Source organism: Chromatiaceae bacterium (assembly GCA_024235395.1).
In the GTDB taxonomy this organism is placed as follows: Bacteria; Pseudomonadota; Gammaproteobacteria; order Chromatiales; family Chromatiaceae; genus Thiosocius.
Genome location: JACKMK010000003.1, coordinates 626,919 through 644,632, shown reverse-complemented (window position 1 = coordinate 644,632; position 17,714 = coordinate 626,919). Strand labels below are relative to the sequence as shown.

17 protein-coding genes are annotated in these 17,714 nt (G+C 65.1%); 7 read left to right on the top strand and 10 right to left on the bottom strand.

The window, feature by feature from the left end:
• The first annotated feature begins 4 nt into the window (after positions 1-4).
• Positions 5-550: an inorganic diphosphatase gene (gene ppa / locus H6955_16275; protein ID MCP5315117.1), complete on the top strand. Its 546-nt coding sequence runs from the start codon at positions 5-7 to the stop codon at positions 548-550.
• Positions 551-555: 5 nt separating this feature from the next.
• Here the strand turns inward: ppa and H6955_16270 are convergent, their stop codons facing one another.
• Entirely contained in the window at positions 556-1,926 is a 1,371-nt protein-coding gene (locus H6955_16270) for an erythromycin esterase family protein (protein MCP5315116.1), read from the bottom strand.
• 123 nt (positions 1,927-2,049) lie between these two features.
• Between H6955_16270 and H6955_16265 the strand changes: the two genes are divergently transcribed.
• From H6955_16265 to H6955_16255, 3 genes are read left to right on the top strand one after another with little or no spacing between them, the layout of a single operon-like run.
• Complete coding sequence (locus tag H6955_16265) at positions 2,050-2,601, top strand: metallophosphoesterase family protein (protein ID MCP5315115.1); 552 nt, start codon at positions 2,050-2,052, stop codon at positions 2,599-2,601.
• Entirely contained in the window at positions 2,594-3,088 is a 495-nt protein-coding gene (moaC, locus tag H6955_16260) for a cyclic pyranopterin monophosphate synthase MoaC (GenBank protein MCP5315114.1), read from the top strand. Before H6955_16265 ends, moaC begins: the two co-directional genes overlap by 8 nt.
• Positions 3,085-3,687 (top strand): YihA family ribosome biogenesis GTP-binding protein, encoded by a 603-nt coding sequence (locus tag H6955_16255; protein MCP5315113.1) that lies wholly within the window; start codon positions 3,085-3,087, stop codon positions 3,685-3,687. Before moaC ends, H6955_16255 begins: the two co-directional genes overlap by 4 nt.
• 74 nt (positions 3,688-3,761) lie before the next feature.
• Here the strand turns inward: H6955_16255 and H6955_16250 are convergent, their stop codons facing one another.
• The 4 genes from H6955_16250 to H6955_16235 form a co-directional block, all read right to left on the bottom strand.
• Complete coding sequence (locus H6955_16250; GenBank protein ID MCP5315112.1) at positions 3,762-5,438, bottom strand: GMC family oxidoreductase; 1,677 nt, start codon at positions 5,436-5,438, stop codon at positions 3,762-3,764.
• Positions 5,435-6,049: a gluconate 2-dehydrogenase subunit 3 family protein gene (locus H6955_16245; protein MCP5315111.1), complete on the bottom strand. Its 615-nt coding sequence runs from the start codon at positions 6,047-6,049 to the stop codon at positions 5,435-5,437. Before H6955_16245 ends, H6955_16250 begins: the two co-directional genes overlap by 4 nt.
• Positions 6,046-6,573, bottom strand: a complete 528-nt coding sequence (locus H6955_16240; protein ID MCP5315110.1) for a thioredoxin family protein — start codon at positions 6,571-6,573, stop codon at positions 6,046-6,048. Before H6955_16240 ends, H6955_16245 begins: the two co-directional genes overlap by 4 nt.
• Before the next feature lie 116 nt (positions 6,574-6,689).
• The gene (locus H6955_16235; GenBank protein ID MCP5315109.1) at positions 6,690-6,929 is read right to left on the bottom strand and encodes a hypothetical protein; all 240 of its coding nucleotides are present in this window, start codon (positions 6,927-6,929) and stop codon (positions 6,690-6,692) included.
• 237 nt (positions 6,930-7,166) lie between these two features.
• Here H6955_16235 and H6955_16230 point away from each other — a divergent pair, with 237 nt between their 5' ends.
• On the top strand, positions 7,167-7,547 hold the full coding sequence (locus H6955_16230) for a hypothetical protein (protein MCP5315108.1): 381 nt from the start codon (positions 7,167-7,169) through the stop codon (positions 7,545-7,547).
• 122 nt (positions 7,548-7,669) lie between these two features.
• Here H6955_16230 and polA read toward each other — a convergent pair whose 3' ends face one another.
• From polA to trkA, 5 genes are all read right to left on the bottom strand, one after another.
• Positions 7,670-10,378: a DNA polymerase I gene (gene polA, locus H6955_16225; GenBank protein ID MCP5315107.1), complete on the bottom strand. Its 2,709-nt coding sequence runs from the start codon at positions 10,376-10,378 to the stop codon at positions 7,670-7,672.
• A gap of 77 nt (positions 10,379-10,455) precedes the next feature.
• A complete protein-coding gene (locus H6955_16220) occupies positions 10,456-11,517 on the bottom strand; it encodes a hypothetical protein (GenBank protein ID MCP5315106.1) in 1,062 nt (353 codons plus the stop codon).
• Positions 11,518-11,798: 281 nt separating this feature from the next.
• Entirely contained in the window at positions 11,799-12,035 is a 237-nt protein-coding gene (locus H6955_16215) for a c-type cytochrome (GenBank protein MCP5315105.1), read from the bottom strand.
• Positions 12,036-12,434: 399 nt separating this feature from the next.
• Positions 12,435-13,886, bottom strand: coding sequence for a potassium transporter (locus tag H6955_16210; GenBank protein ID MCP5315104.1), 1,452 nt, complete (start codon positions 13,884-13,886; stop codon positions 12,435-12,437).
• Between the two features lie 5 nt (positions 13,887-13,891).
• On the bottom strand, positions 13,892-15,265 hold the full coding sequence (gene trkA, locus H6955_16205) for a Trk system potassium transporter TrkA (protein MCP5315103.1): 1,374 nt from the start codon (positions 15,263-15,265) through the stop codon (positions 13,892-13,894).
• A 180-nt stretch (positions 15,266-15,445) separates the two neighbouring features.
• Between trkA and H6955_16200 the strand changes: the two genes are divergently transcribed.
• Together H6955_16200 and H6955_16195 are read left to right on the top strand one after the other, a co-directional pair.
• Entirely contained in the window at positions 15,446-15,895 is a 450-nt protein-coding gene (locus H6955_16200; protein MCP5315102.1) for a ligand-binding protein SH3, read from the top strand.
• 169 nt (positions 15,896-16,064) lie between these two features.
• Positions 16,065-17,699, top strand: coding sequence for a methyl-accepting chemotaxis protein (locus H6955_16195; GenBank protein MCP5315101.1), 1,635 nt, complete (start codon positions 16,065-16,067; stop codon positions 17,697-17,699).
• Positions 17,700-17,714 lie beyond the last annotated feature (15 nt).

Sequence of the window (17,714 nt, the reverse complement as noted above, 5' to 3'; positions counted from 1 at the left end):
CATCATGAACCTGGACCGAGTGAGCAAGGGCGAAGTGCCCAATCAGATCAACGTGATCATCGAGATCCCGGCCCATTCCGATCCGGTCAAATACGAGCTCGACAAGGACACCGGCGCGATGTTCGTCGACCGCTTCATGTCGACCGCGATGTACTACCCGTGCAACTACGGATACGTCCCGCATACGCTGTCCAAGGACGGCGACCCCGTGGATGTGCTGGTATTGACCCCGCACCCGCTGATCTCGGGTTCGGTGATCACCTGCCGGCCGGTCGGCGTGCTGAAGATGAAGGACGAGTCCGGCGACGACGCCAAGGTCCTCGCGGTGCCGATCGACAAGCTGTGCAAGACCTACCGCGGTGTCGAGTCGTTTCGCGACCTGCCCGGCGAGGTCCTCAACCGCATCTCGCACTTCTTCGAGCACTACAAGGACCTCGACGAGGGCAAGTGGGTGCGCGTCGATGGCTGGTACGGCGTCGACGAGGCCAGACAGGAGATCCTGGACAGCGTGAAGATGTACCAGGACGCGCCGGAGAAACCGAACTTCTGACGATCTCAGCGCGCTGCGGGCCGGTGGGCCGGCCCGGCCTGGGCGTCGCGGCCGCCCGGCAAGGCCTGCAACGGCTCCAGTGCGCGGGTGGCCGGAAGAAATGCAAAGGCATCGTAGCGCTGCGGAAGACAACTCCGCATATAGTGCTTCACCCCGTCGTGCGCCGCGTCGTAGACGACGCCGACCGCGCGGTGCGGCAGGGCCCGCAAAAGTGACCGCGTCGCCGGCGAGTCCGGATCGAACAGCAGCAGCCGATCGCCGCTGCCCGCCGCGAGCAGTGCCGCCTCGACGCTGTCCGGCCGCGGAGCCGACAGCTGCATCACCTCGCCGGGACCGTCCCAGCGATGCGCCGCGAACACGCTGCCGTGGGCGCTCCCGAACCCCAGTACGAACACCGCGTCGCGGCCGTAGCGTTGACGCACCAGTTGCCCGAGGTTGACCTCGCCGGTACGCCGCATGTCGGTCGCGCGCGCGTCCCCGACATGGGTGTTGTGCGCCCAGACGATCGCCCGGCTGTGATCGCCATAGTGCGCGAGCAGGTGGTCGACCGAACGCGCCAGGTGCTCGGCACGCGCGTTCCATGAGTACGGGCCCGCCGACGGCAACAGGCGCAGGTAGCGCTCGCCGGACTGCACGACGCGCGCGTGTTGCAAGACCTCGAACAGTACGTCGCGGTCGGCTGCTCGCGCACGCCGGTAGAGGGCATCCAGCTCATTGGCCACCTCCGCCACCGCAGTCTCCGCCGACCGACCGGTGGTACGCACGAATTCCGCGTAGGCGCGATCCCGTTCCCGGAACTGCCGCAGCAGGCGATAGCGCTGCTCGGTCCTGGGTGCCGCCCCGACGAGGTGGCTCGCGTAGAACGCCTGGACCGCATCCAGCGATTCCCAGATCGCATACAGGTCGATGCCGTGCACGCCCACACGACGGGCGGGCGGACGGTCGGCGTTGAATCCACGCAACCATTCGGCCAGGGATTCGAATTCGCGGTTTGCCCAGACCCAGCGGGGCCAGCGGTCGATCGCCTGCAATGCGGCGCGCGCCGACGCCGGGGCGTCCGGCGCGTGGCGGACATAGCGATCCAGCGGCAGCAGGCTCACCCATTCACCCTCGATCGCGAGCATCGAAAAGCCCTGCTCGGCAACCAGGCGCCGGGTCATCCGGTCACGCCAGGCATAGAACTCGTGCGTCCCGTGCGAGGCCTCGCCGAGCAATACCAGGCGCGCGTCGGCGGCCGCTTCGAGCAGGGGGGCGAGATCCCGCGCATCGCGCAGCGGCCGGGCGATCTCCGCCAGCACCTGGACCAGTTCACCGGATTCGGGGGACGCGGCTGACGGCGATGCCAGCAGAAGCACCAGCGCGATCGTGGCACCCACGCGGATACCGCGGCGTGGCGTTCGAACCACGTTGGCGCCGCGACCGGCGCGCGGCGCCGAATCGGCCGCGGCGAGCGGATTGCGGTACGATAACCGGCCCTGCCACCGTCGAAGCCGTAACCGATGAAGGTCTGTATCCTGTCCGACAGCCATGATCACATCCCGCTGATCGATGCCGCAGTCGCCGACGCCAAGGCCGCCGGCGCCGAGGCGGTATTGCACTGCGGCGACCTGGTCGCACCCAGCACCCTGCATTGCCTGGAAAAATACCGCCTTCCGGTGCACGTGATCCATGGCAACAACACCGGCGACCTGTTCGCACTGACCCAGCTGGCCCATAAACCCGGCGGGATCGTGCGCTTTCACGGCATGGATGCCGGCATAGAGTTGGCCGGAAAGCGGATCTTCCTGGTCCATTATCCGCATTATGCGCGGGCGATGGCGGCGACCGGCGACTGGGACCTGGTGTGTTGCGGACACAGCCACAAGGCCGAGATCGTCGAACAGAAAAACTGCGCCGGCGGCACGACCCACCTGGTCAATCCAGGCACGATCGGCGGCGTCGGTCAGGCACCGGCGACCTGGGTGCTGGCGGATCTTGCGGCGATGACATTCGAGCTGCACGAGGTGCCCAAGTCACTCGAGTACACCGCTGGCGGAGCTGCGCATGTCTGAACGATTCACCCATTTCGACGCCGAAGGCCAGGCGCACATGGTCGATGTCGGCGACAAGGCGGTCAGCGAGCGGCTGGCGGTCGCGAGCGGCAGCATCCGCATGCAGGCCAGCACGCTGCAGAAGATCCTCGAAGGCGGACACAAGAAGGGTGACGTCCTCGGCGTCGCGCGCATCGCCGGCATCATGGGCGCGAAACGCACCGCCGACCTCGTCCCGCTGTGTCACCCGATGCCGCTGACCAAGGTCAGCATCGAGTTCACACCGGACACCCGGCTCGACTGCATCCACTGCCACGCGACCGCGAAGACGCGCAGCCAGACCGGTGTCGAAATGGAGGCGCTGTGCGCAGTGCAGGTCGCCCTGCTGACCGTCTACGACATGTGCAAGGCGGTCGACCGCGGCATGGTGATCGAAAACGTGCGGCTCGAAGAAAAATCCGGCGGCAAGTCAGGCCACTGGCGACGCAGCGACTTCCCGGACGCATGAACCCGCTGTACCGCCAGACCGCCTTCCAGACCAGCGCCGCGAAGCTCAGCCAGACCCCGGCCGACGAGGGTTACGAGGTCGCGTTCGCGGGGCGGTCCAACGCGGGGAAATCCAGCGCGATCAATACGCTGTGTGACCAGAAGACGCTCGCACGCACGAGCAAGACCCCTGGCCGAACACAACTGCTCAACTTCTTTGCGGTCGATTCACAGCGACGCATCGTGGATCTGCCGGGCTATGGCTATGCGAAGGTCGCCGAGGGCATCAAGCGCGAGTGGCAGGGCGCGCTGGCCTCGTATCTCGAGCAACGCGAGTGCCTGCGCGGCCTGATGCTGATGATGGACATCCGCCACCCGCTGAAGGACTACGACCGCCAGATGCTTGCGTGGGCGAGCCACATCGCGCTGCCGGTGCATGTGCTGTTGACCAAGGCCGACAAGCTGAAAAAGGGTCCGGCCCAGGGCACGCTGCTGAAGGTGCGCGCCGAGTTGCAGAAGATCGACCCGGTATTCAGCGCGCAGACCTTCTCATCGCTGAAGCGCGACGGCATCGACGAGGCACACGCCAAGCTCGACGAGTGGTTCGAGGTGACCGCCTAGGATCGTGGCACGCGGCGCCATGCCGACCGGACGCTGACGATACCGCGCCCTTCCGATCGCGAAAGACGGGAGCGCTACAGCGTCGCGGCAATCTTGTCGGCCACCCGGAATGCGTTCGCATAGATGGTCCAGGTGTAGGGCACACTGCCCCCGGTCGGCATGAAGCTGCCGTCGCTGACATAGACATTGTCGGCCTCGTGCAGCCGACAGTCGGCGTCGAGCACCGACGACGCCGGGTCGGTGCCGAAGCGACAGCCGCCAGCGACCAGATTCGGTGGCGGCGCGCCGCTGATGTTCGACGCGATGTTGCGCGCCCCCATCTGCCGGAGGACCTTCTCGGCATGCGTCGCCAGGTACTCGCCGACACTGAGGTTGCGCGCGTGATAACCGATGCGCACCCTGGCGACCGGGTCGCCCCAGCGGTCGCGCACCTGCTTGTCGAGCGCGACGAAACAGCTGTCGACCGGCAACCAGTCGTTGAACGCCTCGAAAGCCAGGCGGCGGTCCTCGCGAAACCAGCGTTCCAGGCGCCGTTTCAGCGGCCTGCCCCAGAGCAGGCCGTCCTCGCCCCATTTCGCGCCACTGGCACGCGCGATCGGGTTGGGATGGGTCAGCAGGAACTCGACCACCCCGCCCTTGGCGCGGCCGCCGTCGAACCCCGGGTCGTCGATCACGTACCAGTCGTCGAGCGCGCGGTTCACGAAGGGTCCCATCACGCGCAGCTGCTCGACCTTTTCCGCGGGGAGGTCAGCGAACACCAGGTCGCCGCCACCCGCCCCGCCAGCCGAAAACAGCAGGTTGCGCCCGACCTGGCCACTGTTGTTGCCCAGGCCGTTCGCGAATCGCGGACCGGTGGACGCCAGCAGCAGTCGCGCGCTCTCGATCGCCTGACAGGCGACGACGAACACCTTGGCGTGCACCCGGCGACGCCTGCCCGCCTGGTCCGAATACTCGGCCGCGACCACCCGACCCTTCGCATCGCTGATCAAGCGGTGGACCTTGGCCCGGGCGCGAATCTCACAGTGCCCGCTGGCGACCGCGTGGTCGAGCAACGCCGCGCGTGAACCGCCCTTCGCACCGCTCGAACAGCCGTAGCTGCCGCAGTAGCCAGAGTACTCGCAGGCGCGCCGCCCGTGGTCGGGCTGACTGAGGATCGCGCGCGGCACCCGCAGCGGGTGATAACCGAGTCGACCGCAGGCCTCGTCGATCCAGGCGGATACCGGGTGCTCGGCGGTCGGCGGATAGGGGAAGTCGGCACTAGAGCGGGGCTCTGCGCGCGCATGCTCCTCGGCCCTGCCGGACACCCCGACGACCTTCTCGACCTTGTCGTAATAGGGCTCCAGATCGTCGTAACTGATCGGCCAGTCGACGATATTCGCCCCGTCGACCGGGCCGAACTCGGAAAGCAGGCGGAAGTCGACCGGCTTCAGGCGATGGAAAAAGCCGCTCATGAAATTGCTCGATCCACCGACGCAGTTGCCGTTCCAGAAGTCCCAACCCGACTCGGACGTCGGGGTGCCGACCCAGTCGCCGGCGTCGTTGCGGTCCTCGATCACGTGCTGTTCGTCCTGCAGGCGCGGCGTGTACACGCTGCGCCGGCAGCACGCGAGCTCATCCTTGAAGAAATCGGCCTCGGTGAACCAGGGCCCCTTTTCCAGAACGACCACCGAGCGGCCCTGCTGCGCGAGCGTATAGGCGACCGGACCGCCGCCAGCGCCGCTGCCGATCACGCAGACATCGTATTCGCTCATCGTTTCAGCAACTCCGGGTACAGTTTGTCCGGGGGCGGGCTCGGGAAACCGGGGATGTGTGCCAGCCAGCGCCAACCGGCGCGTTGCGCATTGCCACCGTAGGCAGGGTCGGAAAGCAGCGCCTCGATCAGGTACAGCAGCATCTGCGACAGCCAATTGTGACCGGCCGACGAACCTTCGATCCGGCGCAGCACGCGTTCGCGCCCGTCTTCGTCGAGTGCGGTAAACGAGGTCCCGGTCATCTGCTGTGCCATGTCCTCCAGCCAGCCGGCCCCCTGCAGCAGGAACGCCCGGTCTTCGGCATCGATGCTCTCGTCGGCGACGATGAAGCGCAGATAATCGAGCGCGTGGATCTCGGCCGCGCCCGGCGCGTCTGTCTCGCTGGGCAGCATGTGGCGCTGCACGGCGTCAAGGATCTTCCAGCGTGCCGCGTCGTCGATGGACGTCGATGCCGATACCGCATCGGCGATCCCGAACGGCAGCATGGCCGCGAGAGAGCCACCTGCCATGCGCAGTAGAAAACGCCGCCGCGACAGCAGCTGCGCCTGCCATTCCTGCAGCCAGCCGTGCAGGCCCGCCTGTTCGGCCAGCCGCCTGGACAGATGTTTCATCGTTCGGCCTCCACGTCGTCGTCCGGTGTGCGCCAGCGCTCGATGAAGCCCAGCATACGCCGTTCATCGTAGTGTCCGTCGACCAGGAACTCGGCGGTGTCCTGGGAATGCAGAATCTGCCCATCGTCGGCCGCCACGTAGATATGCGGAAATCCGAGGTTGGGCGGTAGACCGGCGAGAAACGCGGCATTGTCGTTTTCCTCGCTGACGTTCACCTTGAGCAGCACGAAATGTCGGTCGAGTGCCGCGCGCACCCGGGCGTTCCGGTTCCAGAAGCGTTCCAGCACGTGACACCACTGGCACCATTCGCCGCCCAGTTCGATCAGCACGCGACGGTCGGTGTCGCGCGCCAGCGCCAGCGCGTCACGCCCGTCGGCATAGGGGTCACGTGCGGGATCGTAGGCGCGACTGTAGGCGGGGACGACAGCCGTCGTGCCGCGTTCGGTCGGCTCGGCCGCCTCATTCGCGAACAATGCCGACGAAAACAGGAGGCCGAACAACGGCATCCAGACCCTGTTATGCATAGGGGACTGATCCTCTTCCGGTCACCTCGGAATTATGACCGTCTTCGCGCGCGATCTGTTGCATACCACCGCGGCACGCCCCGGGCATGCCATCGCCCAGGGGTCGAGGTCCCCGCCTACTCGCCGTCGAAGATCTTGGCGCAGGTATCTTTCAGACTCGCGCCGCACTTCCCGGCGGCGCACTTCCCGGCACCGCAGAATCCATTGCGGATCTTGTCCGCACACAGTGCGCGCGTCTCGGCCGAGGCGCTGAACGGGTTGTCTGCCTTCTGCTCGCTGGTCTTGCAGCCGGACAACGCCGCAAGCGCGGCGACCGAAAGGACAATAGCGAGCCGATAGGATTTGTTTTTGGTCATCTTGTGGCCTCTCCTCTGAGAAATGCGATCGCGGGTTCGAATCGGGCCAGAGCCCTCGCGATTCGGGCGTGGCGGTCGATTCTATAAAATGAGAATCATAGGCGTTGTTATTGTGATTTAGTTTAGCTCTCGACAATCAATTGCAATAGCCTACAATTTGAAGCACTCCGTCCCGACAGCGGGGTAGTGCGCGCGGAGCAACCTTTTATCTGGTCCCCGAAAGAGGAAACACCCGAAATGAACAAACTATTCCATTCGCTGTTCGCACTGTTGTTCGGCGCCCTGGCGCTAGGCATCTCGGCGGCAGGCGCCGCCGAAAACCCGTTCTCGGTTGCGCAGTCGGCGGGGATTCAGCTGGCCGCCGATTCCCTCAAGTGCGCGGCTGGCAAATGTCAGACCGGTAAGTGCAAAGGTGCGCCCGACGCCAGCAAATGCGGCGGCATGTCGACCGAGCGGAAGGCGGAACTGAAGTCGATGTGCGCTGAAAAGGTGCGCAGCGGTTTCTGCGGTGCCGGCAAATGCGCCTCAGGCAAATGCGGCGCCGAACTGAAGGAGACCTGCGCCAAGATGCTCGAGGGCAAGTGCGGCGAGGCGAAGAAGTGCGGCGCGGCCAAGTAGCGCCCGGTCACGACTGACCGCCGGCACCCGGGGGGGACGGTCGGCACCGGAACGCCACGCGGCCGTGCGTGGCGTTCTTTCCTGCGCCGGACCGACCAGGCGGGACGCGCGGCACGCAGACGTCAGTGCGCCTGGTCCCAGTTGTCACCGATCCCGACATCGACCACCAAGGGCACCGCCAGTTTCGCCGCGCCCTCCATCAACGAGCGGATCTTCTGGCCGGCGGACTCCAACGCCTCCCGCTCGACCTCGAACACCAGCTCATCGTGTACCTGCATCAGCATGCGCACCGCAGGCCGGTCGTGCACGATCCAGTCGTCCACCGCCAGCATCGCCCGCTTGATGATGTCGGCCGCGGTGCCCTGCATCGGCGCATTGATCGCGGTGCGCTCGGCCGCCGCGCGGATCTGCTGGTTGCGCGCATTGATTTCCGGCAGGTACAGGCGGCGACCGAACAGCGTCTCGACGAACCCCTGCGCGCGGGCCTGTTCGCGGGTGCCTTCCATGAACGCCTTGACCCCCGGGTAACGCGCGAAATACAGATCGACGTATTCCTGTGCCGCGCTGCGCTCGATGCCGAGTTGGCGCGCCAGGCCGAACGCCGACATCCCGTAGATCAGACCGAAATTGATCGCCTTGGCCGAGCGACGCTGCTCGCTGGTGACCGCCTCCGGACTGTCGGCACCGAACACCTCGGCGGCCGTCGCGCGATGGATGTCCTCACCGGCGGCAAAGGCCTCGAGCAGTCCCTCGTCGCCCGACAGGTGGGCCATGATGCGCAGCTCGATCTGCGAGTAGTCCGCGGCGAGCATGCGCCAGCCCGGATCGGGCACGAATGCCTGGCGTATACGCCGCCCCTCTTCGCTACGCACCGGGATGTTCTGCAGATTCGGATCCGACGAGCTGAGCCGACCGGTCGCCGCGACCGCCTGATGGTAGCTGGTGTGCAGGCGGCCGGTATGCGGATTCACCAGTTCCGGCAGCTTGTCTGTGTAGGTCGACTTGAGCTTGGCCAGGCCACGGTGCTCCAGGATCACCCGCGGCAGCTCATGACCCTGCTCGGCGAGTTCCTGCAACACCGACTCGGCGGTCGAAGGCGCACCCTTGGGCGTCTTTGCGATCACCGGCAGTTCGAGTTCCTCGAAGAAGATCTGCCCGATCTGTTTTGGTGACCCCATGTTGAAACTGTGACCGGCGATCTCGTAGGCGCGCTGCTCGAGTTCATGCATCTGCTTTGCCAGCTGGGCGCTCTGCCGGGCCAGCATCTTGCCGTCCAGGCGCACCCCGGTGCGCTCCATGCGCGACAGCACGCTGACCAGAGGCACCTCGATCTCGGTCAGCACCTTGCGCAGCGAGGCGATCTGTTCGACCTGCGGCCACAAAACCTGGTGCAGCTGCAGCGTGATATCGGCGTCTTCGGCGGCATAGGGTCCCGCCTGCTCGATCTCGATCTGATCGAAGGTGAGCTGTTTTGCGCCCTTGCCGGCGATGTCCTCGAAGTGGATCGTCTTGTGGCCGAGGTGACGCTCGGCCAGGGTGTCCATGTCGTGCCTTCCGGTGCCCGCGTTGAGTACGTAAGACTCCAGCATCGTGTCGAAGGTGATACCGCGCAGCGCGATGCCATGGTTGGCCAGCACGCTCATGTCGTACTTCAGGTTCTGCCCGACCTTCCGGCGACCGGGGTCTTCGAGCAACGGCTTCAATGCATCCAGCGCCCGGTCGCGATCGAGTTGATCGGGTGCGCCCGGGTAGCTGTGTGCCAGGGGCAGGTAGGCGGCCTCGCCGGCTTCGACCGCGAACGAGACGCCGACGATGCGTGCCTGCATGTAGTCGAGGCTGGTGGTTTCGGTGTCGAAGCTGATCAACTCGGCCTCGCCGAGGCGTCGCAGCCATTCGTCCAAGACGGCCTGGTCGAGCACCGTCGTGTAGTCCGCGGTCGGCTCTGGGCTGGACGGCCCGGCGTCATCCTGTTCGGCGGCGGCGTCGAGGCTGGCCAACAGGCGACGCGATTCGAGCCGCTCGTACTGGCGGCGCAATACCGCCTGGTCGGCAGCCTGTGGTGCCAGGTCGGCAGGGCCGAGATCCAAGGCGACGTCCGTCTTGATGGTCGTCAGGGCCCGCGACAGCGGCAGGAAATCGAGGCTGGCACGCAGGCTCTCGCCGATCTTGCCCTTCACCTCGTCGGCGTGCGCCATCAGGTTGTCCAACGTGTCGAATTCGCCCAGCCATTTGGCGGCAGTCTTGGGCCCGCATTTGGGGACACCCGGGATGTTGTCGACGCTGTCGCCGGTCAATGCGAGGAAGTCGATGATCTGGTCAGGCCGCACGCCGAACTTGGCCATCACCCCGGATTCGTCGGTGACCGTGTCGGTCATCGTGTTGATCAGCGTGACATGCGCGTTCACCAGCTGCGCCATGTCCTTGTCGCCGGTCGAGACCAGCGTGTCGACGCCCTGTTCGGTCGCCTGCTGCGCCAGGGTCCCGATCACGTCATCGGCCTCGACGCCGTCGACGATCAACAGCGGCAGGCCCATGGCGCGGATGATGTCGAGCGTCGGTTCGATCTGCACACGCAGCTCTTCGGGCATCGGCGGGCGGTGGGCCTTGTATTCCGGATACAGCGCGTCGCGGAAGGTCTTGCCCGGGGCATCGAACACCACCGCGATGTGCGTGGGCTGATAGTCGGCGATCAACTTGCGCAGCATGTTGATCACACCGACGGTGGCGCCGGTCGGCTCGCCCTGCGAGTTGGTCAGTGGCGGCAACGCGTGGAAGGCCCGAAACAGGTAGGAAGAGCCGTCGACCAGGATGAACGGGGGAGCATTTGCCATCGGCGCAGGATACTACGTCCACGTGCCGCGGCGGTGCGCTCGCCGCGCGACCTCAGCGCGCGACGAGTACGCCAAACTCAGTGCGGGGCCTTGCGCCCTTCGCCGGCCTCGTCGCCGGACTCCATCCAGGCCCCGAAGCCGTCCGCATCCGCCTGCGGCTCCACCGCGTCGTCGGCCAGCGGCGCGTCGCCGACCTCGCCATCCACGTCATCCCCTGCGTCCGCCGCGCTCGCCGTCTGACTGCTGCCGGCGAGGCTGAGCACGGTCTCGCGGTCTCGTTGGTCCTTGATCTGATCGAAGAACGAATATTCGCCATCGGTGACCGTGCGCGAGGTCTCGTCCAGCTCGCTGGCGAGCTCCTGCACGCTACGCACCACCCGTATCAGTTTTTCGCCCGATTTCGACACCGAGAACATATTCTTCAGCTTGGCCTCCTTGACGACCTCTTTCAGATCGGCCAGCGCCCGGTCGCGCTCTCCGAGGGTCGCATTGAGCGCCTGGTGCTGCTGTTCCACGGCCGCGATCCGCGCGTCGCGGTCGGCGGTTTCGCTGACACGACGGCGGTCGAGTTCGTCGATCTGACGCGTATGCTCGTCGCGCAGTGTCTGCAATGCGGCCTGGTGCTCCGCCTTGAATTGCTGCAACGCCGCCTGGTGCTCTTCCTTCAGCGCCGAAAGTGCGGCCGTGCCTTCGGCCTTCAGTTGCTGGATCTCCTGCTCGCGCCGCCGTTCCAGTGCGGCGATGCTCGCGTTGTTCGCGGCATTCAGCCGATCCAGCAGTCCGCTGTGTTCCGTGGTCAGGCGCTCCACCTCGGTGGCGTGGGTGGCGCGGATGGACTCGACCAGTGTCTGGTGGGCCTGGTTCAGACGGTCGACCTGCTGGGCACCGGCCTGCTTGGCCTTCTCCATCTCGTGCGCATTGGCCTTGTTCAGCACCTCGAGCTTTTCCTGGGTTTCGTGCTGCAGCGCCTCCAGGGCGTTCTGCGACGCGGTCGCAGCATCGGCCAGCGCCGCCTGTTTGCGCTGGTTTTCATTCGAACGACCGAGTGCGTAGCCGATCCAGGCGGCGATCGCGGCCAGCAACAGGCAGAGGCCGGCCACGGGGGCGGTAATCAGGTTGGCGAGCTCCATGACAGTCATCCTCTCTCAGGTAAGTTATTGTGTTGTCGAGGGAAAACACCTCCACGCAGACGCGGGATCGGGTTCCGGCGCGGCGCGTCCGGCCAACACAACACTCCCTGTGCACGAGGGCTCGGCAAGTGGCGTTCTTCTTGTTCGTCTATGGAAAATAGCACACGCGGCGATGTTGCCTGGACGAGGCACCGCGAGAAGGGTCCGCGCGCGATGGGCGAACCGGGAGGAGAAACCGGCCGGTGCGGCCGACGCGGATCGTCGGCGAATGCCGACGATCCGCAACTGGATCAGAGGGTCAGGATCCAGGCGACGATCTTGCCCACGTCCTCGTCGCTGACGTCGGCGCGGCCACCTTTCGGCGGCATCGGTACCGGGCCCCACTTGTTGACGCTGCCCTTGAGCACCGCCTCGGTCAGCACCGCCTGGGCGTCGGCCTGGCCTTTGTACTTGGCCGCGATGTCATGGTAGGCAGGACCGACCAACTTGACATCGACCTTGTGACAGGCGAGGCAGCCGCTCTTCATCGCCAGGTTTTCGTCGGCCACTGCGGTGCCGGCGAGTACGGTAGCCGAGGCCAACAGGCCGATTTTAAAGAGTTTTTTCACTAATCTTCTCCAAAATGCGTTGATGGTCGATCCCGGGACGCACACAGTTCCGCCGAAATCTCGGCCCGAGACTTTAAATCACCGTTTCGGCGTGCGCCAGAAGGATTCGCAATTCGCCGCCCAGGTCAGACCCGGATTGCGGACCAGGGTTCCCCCTGGACCGGTCCGCGCCAAGACCGACGACGATCGGCCGGGAACGCGAATCCCAGTTGCGCTCTAACATGCTGTACGCAGGCGCGGCGTGACCCGGCCGGCACTCTCGGGATCTGCGTGGGAACCGGCCGACGGGATGGCGGTGAAGCTCGCCCCGGTCTCCGCTCAGCGGCGCCAGAACGCCGGGGTCAGCAACACCAGCAGCGTAAAGATCTCGAGACGACCGAGCAGCATCGCGAAACACAGGATCCACTTGCCAGGGTCATGCATCTCCGCGTAATGCGCACCCACGCCACCGAGCCCGGGGCCGAGGTTATTGATACTCGCCGCCACTGCACTGAACGCGGTCATCAGGTCCAGGCCGGTGGTCGCCAGGGCCAGGTACATCGCGGTGAAACTGGCGACATAGAGGGCAAAGAAACCCCATACCGCCTCCACCACGCGCGAATCCACATTCTTCGTCCCCACACGCACCGGAATGTGCGCGCTCGGATGCACCAGGCGGGTGATCTCACGCAGCCCCTGTTTGACCAGCAGCAGCAGGCGGATCACCTTGATGCCACCGCCGGTGGATCCGGCACAGCCGCCAACGAAACTGGAAAACAACAACAGGATTGCGATGAAACCGGGCCAGTTGTAGAACTCCGCGGTGGTGAAACCGGCAGTGGTGCCGATCGACACCGCCTGAAAAAGTCCGTTGATCAGGGCATCCTGCCAGCGGTCGTAGGTCTCGGTGAAATACAGACCCAGGACCGTCAGGGTACTGACCAGGGTGATCAGGAAGAGGTAAAAACGGAACTCCGAGTCGTGCCAGTAACCGGACACGCTGCGGTGCCGGAAGGCGATGAAATGCAGCGAGAAATTGATCCCGGCCAGAAACATGAACACCACCGCGATCATATCGATCAGGGGGCTGTTGAAATAGCCCATGCTGGCATCGTGGGTCGAAAAGCCCCCGATCGCCACTGTCGAAAATGCGTGGCCGACGGCGTCGAACACACTCATGCCGGCCAGCCAATAGGCGAACCCGCAGGCGATCGTCAGGCCGAGGTAGATATACCACAGTGCCTTCGCGGTCTCGGTGATGCGCGGCGTGAGCTTGTTGTCCTTCATCGGACCCGGGGTCTCGGCGCGATACAGCTGCATACCACCGATGCCGAGCATCGGCAGTACCGCCACCGCCAACACGATGATGCCCATGCCTCCCAGCCACTGCAGCTGCTGGCGGTAATACAGGATCGACAACGGCAGCTCTTCGAGATTGGTGATCACGGTCGCACCCGTGGTCGTCAACCCGGATACCGACTCGAACATCGCATCGGTCAGCGACAGGTGAGGGTGTTCGGCGAGGATGAACGGCAGTGCGCCGATCGCCGACAGCACGAACCAGAACATTACCACGACGATGAAACCGTCACGCAGACGCAGCTCGCGGCGCACCCGTCGCACCGGCAGCCAGCTGATGATGCCGACACCCAGGGTCAGGGCGAAGGCGCTGGCGAATGCGACAGCGGCACCATCCTGTGCCATCAGAGCGACGATGAACGGCGGCATCAGGGTAAAACTGAACACGGTCAGCAACAGCCCGAGAATGCGCTGAACGGCAGCGAGCGACATCATGATCAGAGAAACGTGATACCGACCTGGAACAGTCGCTCTACATCAGAGATTCGTCGCTTGTCGGTAAGGAACAGGATGACATGGTCCTCCGATTCGATCACCGTGTCATGGTGCGCAATGATGACCTCGTCACCGCGCACGATGGCACCGATGCTGGTGCCTTCCGGCAGCTTGATGTCCTCTACCGCACGGCCGACGACGCGCGACGAGGTGCGGTCACCATGCGCCACCGCCTCGATCGCCTCGGCCGCGCCACGGCGCAGCGAGTGCACCATGACCACGTCGCCACGCCGCACGTGGGTCAACAGCGTGCCGATGGTTGCCTGTTGCGGTGAGATCGCAATATCGACAGTACCCGAATGCACAAGATCGACATAGGCGGCACGGTTGATCAGTGCCATCACCTTGCGCGCGCCCAGGCGCTTGGCCAGCATCGCGGACAGGATATTCGCCTCGTCGTCGTTGGTGACCGCGCAGAATACATCGGTGTCCTCGATGTTCTCTTCCAGCAGCAGGTCCTCGTCCGCCGCATCGCCCTGCAGCACGATCGTGTGATGCAGATCCTCGGAGACCCGCCGCGCCTGCGCCTCGTTGTGTTCGATGATCTTGACCCGGTAGTCATTCTCCAGCGACGAGGCGAGACGCCGGCCGATGTTGCCGCCGCCGGCGAAGATCAGGCGGCGGAACGGTTTTTCCGCCTTGCGCAGTTCGGCCATAACCGCCGGGATGTTGTTTGACGCAGCAAGGAAGAACACCTCGTCGTCGGGCTCGATCACCGTACTGCCAACGGGCTGGATCGCCCGTCCCTTGCGGTAGATCGCCGCCACCCGTGCCTCGGCGCCGCGCAGGTGCTCGTTCAGCGTACGCAACTCGTGTCCCACCAGCGGCCCGCCATAGTAGGCACGCACCGCCACCAGGCGGACGCGGCCGCCTGCAAAGTCGAGCACCTGCAACGCGCCGGGGTGCTCGATCAGGCGCAGGATGTAGTCGGTGACCAGCTGTTCGGGGCTGATCAGCACATCGATCGGCAAGGCACCCTGGCTGAACAGCGCAGGGTGCGCCAGGTATTCGGGGGCGCGCACACGCGCGATCTTGGTCGGTGTGTGGAACAGCGTCCAGGCGGTCTGGCAGGCGACCATGTTGGTCTCGTCGCTGTTGGTCACCGCGATGATCATGTCGGCATCGTCGGCACCGGCACGCTGCAACACCCCGGGATGCGAGGCCTGGCCCTGTACCGTACGGATATCGAGGCGGTCCTGCAGATCGCGCAGCAGGCCCGGATCCTGGTCCACCACGGTGATGTCGTTGGCTTCGTTGGACAGGTTGTAGGCCACGGTGGTACCCACCTGCCCGGCACCCAGGATGATGATCTTCACGTTGTGCGATTTCTATTTATGCCGTGTGTCGGCAGCAATTCTAGTGCCATGGCTCGTGCAGGGCTATTGCGTTCGCAAATTCACACGCATTGTGCCGGCAAATGAAGGGGCCGCACCGGGAACCTAATCCCGAGCGTTATTGTCAGATATTTCGAATGTACTGAAATACCGGAGAAGATCATGAATGGATTGATCAGCAATTTCCCCCACAACGGTGTGGTGACGGTCAACCGTGTGATCCTGCGCGAGCAGTTCACTGTCGACGACCTGCAGGAACGCGTCGCCGAACTGTGCGAGAACGTGAAGACGTATCACTCCGATACCGGCTTCGTTGGCGGTTTCGTAGCCCTGAACAGCGGACAGATCTCCAACGAGGGCTCGACGATCGGCAAACCGGTCGACGACGAATTGAAAGACCGCGAGGCTCTGATCGTGACGTTCTGGCGTTCGTTCGCCGAACACGAGGCGTCGCATCGCAGCGATACCTTCCAGCCGTTGTTCCGCCGCGTGCTGGAACTGTGCGAGAACGGCAACGAAGAGATCGCATACGAAATGCTCTGGTCCGGCGAGGCCTATTCGCCGGATGACGCCCGGGCCGCGCGCGTGGCGAAGGCGCGCCACGCCGCCTGACGTCCACGACGAGGGTCGCTGCACCGGCCACCCCCGCCAACAAGGGAATGCCGTTCATATCGCACTCAAATGCGCGAATTACCGGCCGCTCTACAACAGACCGGGCGTCGCCAGCGGGCGGCGCCCATTCCTGTTGCGCCGCCCTGCGGCGATGAACGAGGGGATCGATATGTCGATTTTGCGCCGGTTCAAGATCAAACACCGACTGTCCTGGCTGATCCTGGTCGTCCTCGCGGGCAGCCTCGCGACGATCGGCGTCACGCTGCACCTGCTGAACACGCAGATGATGGCCGAGAAAGAGCAGCAGACCCGGAAACTGGTCGAGACCGCGTACAGCCTGGTGGCATCGTACGAGGCCCGCGTAGGCACCGGAGAGCTTTCGACGGCGCAGGCCCAACAGGCGGCACTCGACGCGTTGCGCGTGCTGCGTTACGACGGCGGCAACTATTTCTGGGTGAACGACATGCAGCCACGCATGGTGATGCATCCGATCAAACCCGATCTGGATGGCAGGCCGCTGGGCGAGATGCGCGATCCGGCCGGCACCCGCCTCTTCCAGGACATGGTCGACGTGGTCCGCGACAAAGGCGCCGGCATCGTGCCGTACCAATGGGCCAAGCCTGGACACAAGGAGCCGGTACCCAAGGTGTCGTTCGTCAAGGGCTTCCCGGCCTGGGACTGGGTCATCGGTTCCGGAATCTACGTCGACGACGTCGCTGCGAGCTTCTGGCAGGTGGCGACCCGGATCGGCGTGATCGCACTGCTGGTGCTCGCGCTGGTCGTCGCCGGCCTGTACCTGATCGGACGCAGTATCGTGACACCGATCTGCTTGACATCGGACGCGATGCGCGAGGTCGCCTTCGGCGACGGCGACCTGACCCACCAACTGCCAACGGAGGGCAACGACGAGGTGACGCAGCTGACCCGGTATTTCAACGAGTTCGTCGCCAAGACACGCCGCATCGTCGCAGCAGTCGGGGAGTCGACCGCACAGTTGGCGACCGCGGCGGAAGAACTGTCCGCGGTCACCCGCGCAAACAGCACGTCCGCGGCGTCTCAGCGCAGCGAGACCGACCAGGTGGCAACGGCGGTCACCGAGATGAATGTCGCGGCCCAGGAGGTCGCACGCAACGCGGCGGAGACCGCCGAGGCCGCACGCCAGACCGACGAGGCGGCTGCCGCCGGACGCGAGGTCATGGCTCGCGCGGTCGGATCGATGCAGCAGCTCACCGGTGAAATCGATACCGCCGCCGGGGTGATCGACAACCTGAAGAAGGAATCCGAGAACATCGGCGCAGTACTCGGGGTCATTCGCGGCGTCGCCGAGCAGACCAACCTGCTGGCGCTGAACGCGGCCATCGAGGCCGCCCGTGCCGGCGAGCAGGGGCGGGGCTTCGCGGTCGTCGCGGACGAGGTACGGACGCTCGCAAGCCGCACCCAGCAGTCGACCGAAGAGATCCAGGAGATGATCGAACGCCTGCAGAACGAGGCGGGCAAGGCGGTCCGCGTGATGGAGACGGGGCGCGGCCAGACCCACCAGACACTGGAACACGCGGCCGGGGCCGACCAGGCCCTCGCGAACATCGTACAGCTGATCGACGGCATCACCGGCATGACGACGCAGATCGCGAGTGCCGCCGAGGAGCAGACCGGCGTCTCCAACGAACTCGACCGCAACGTGGCGCACATCGCCAGTCTGGCGGACCAGACGGTGGGCGGGAGTGAGCAGATCGAGGCGGCGAGCGGCGAGCTGGCCCGACTGGGCGAGGGATTGCGCGAGCTGGTCAGTCAGTTCAAGACCTGACGCCCGCGCCGGACG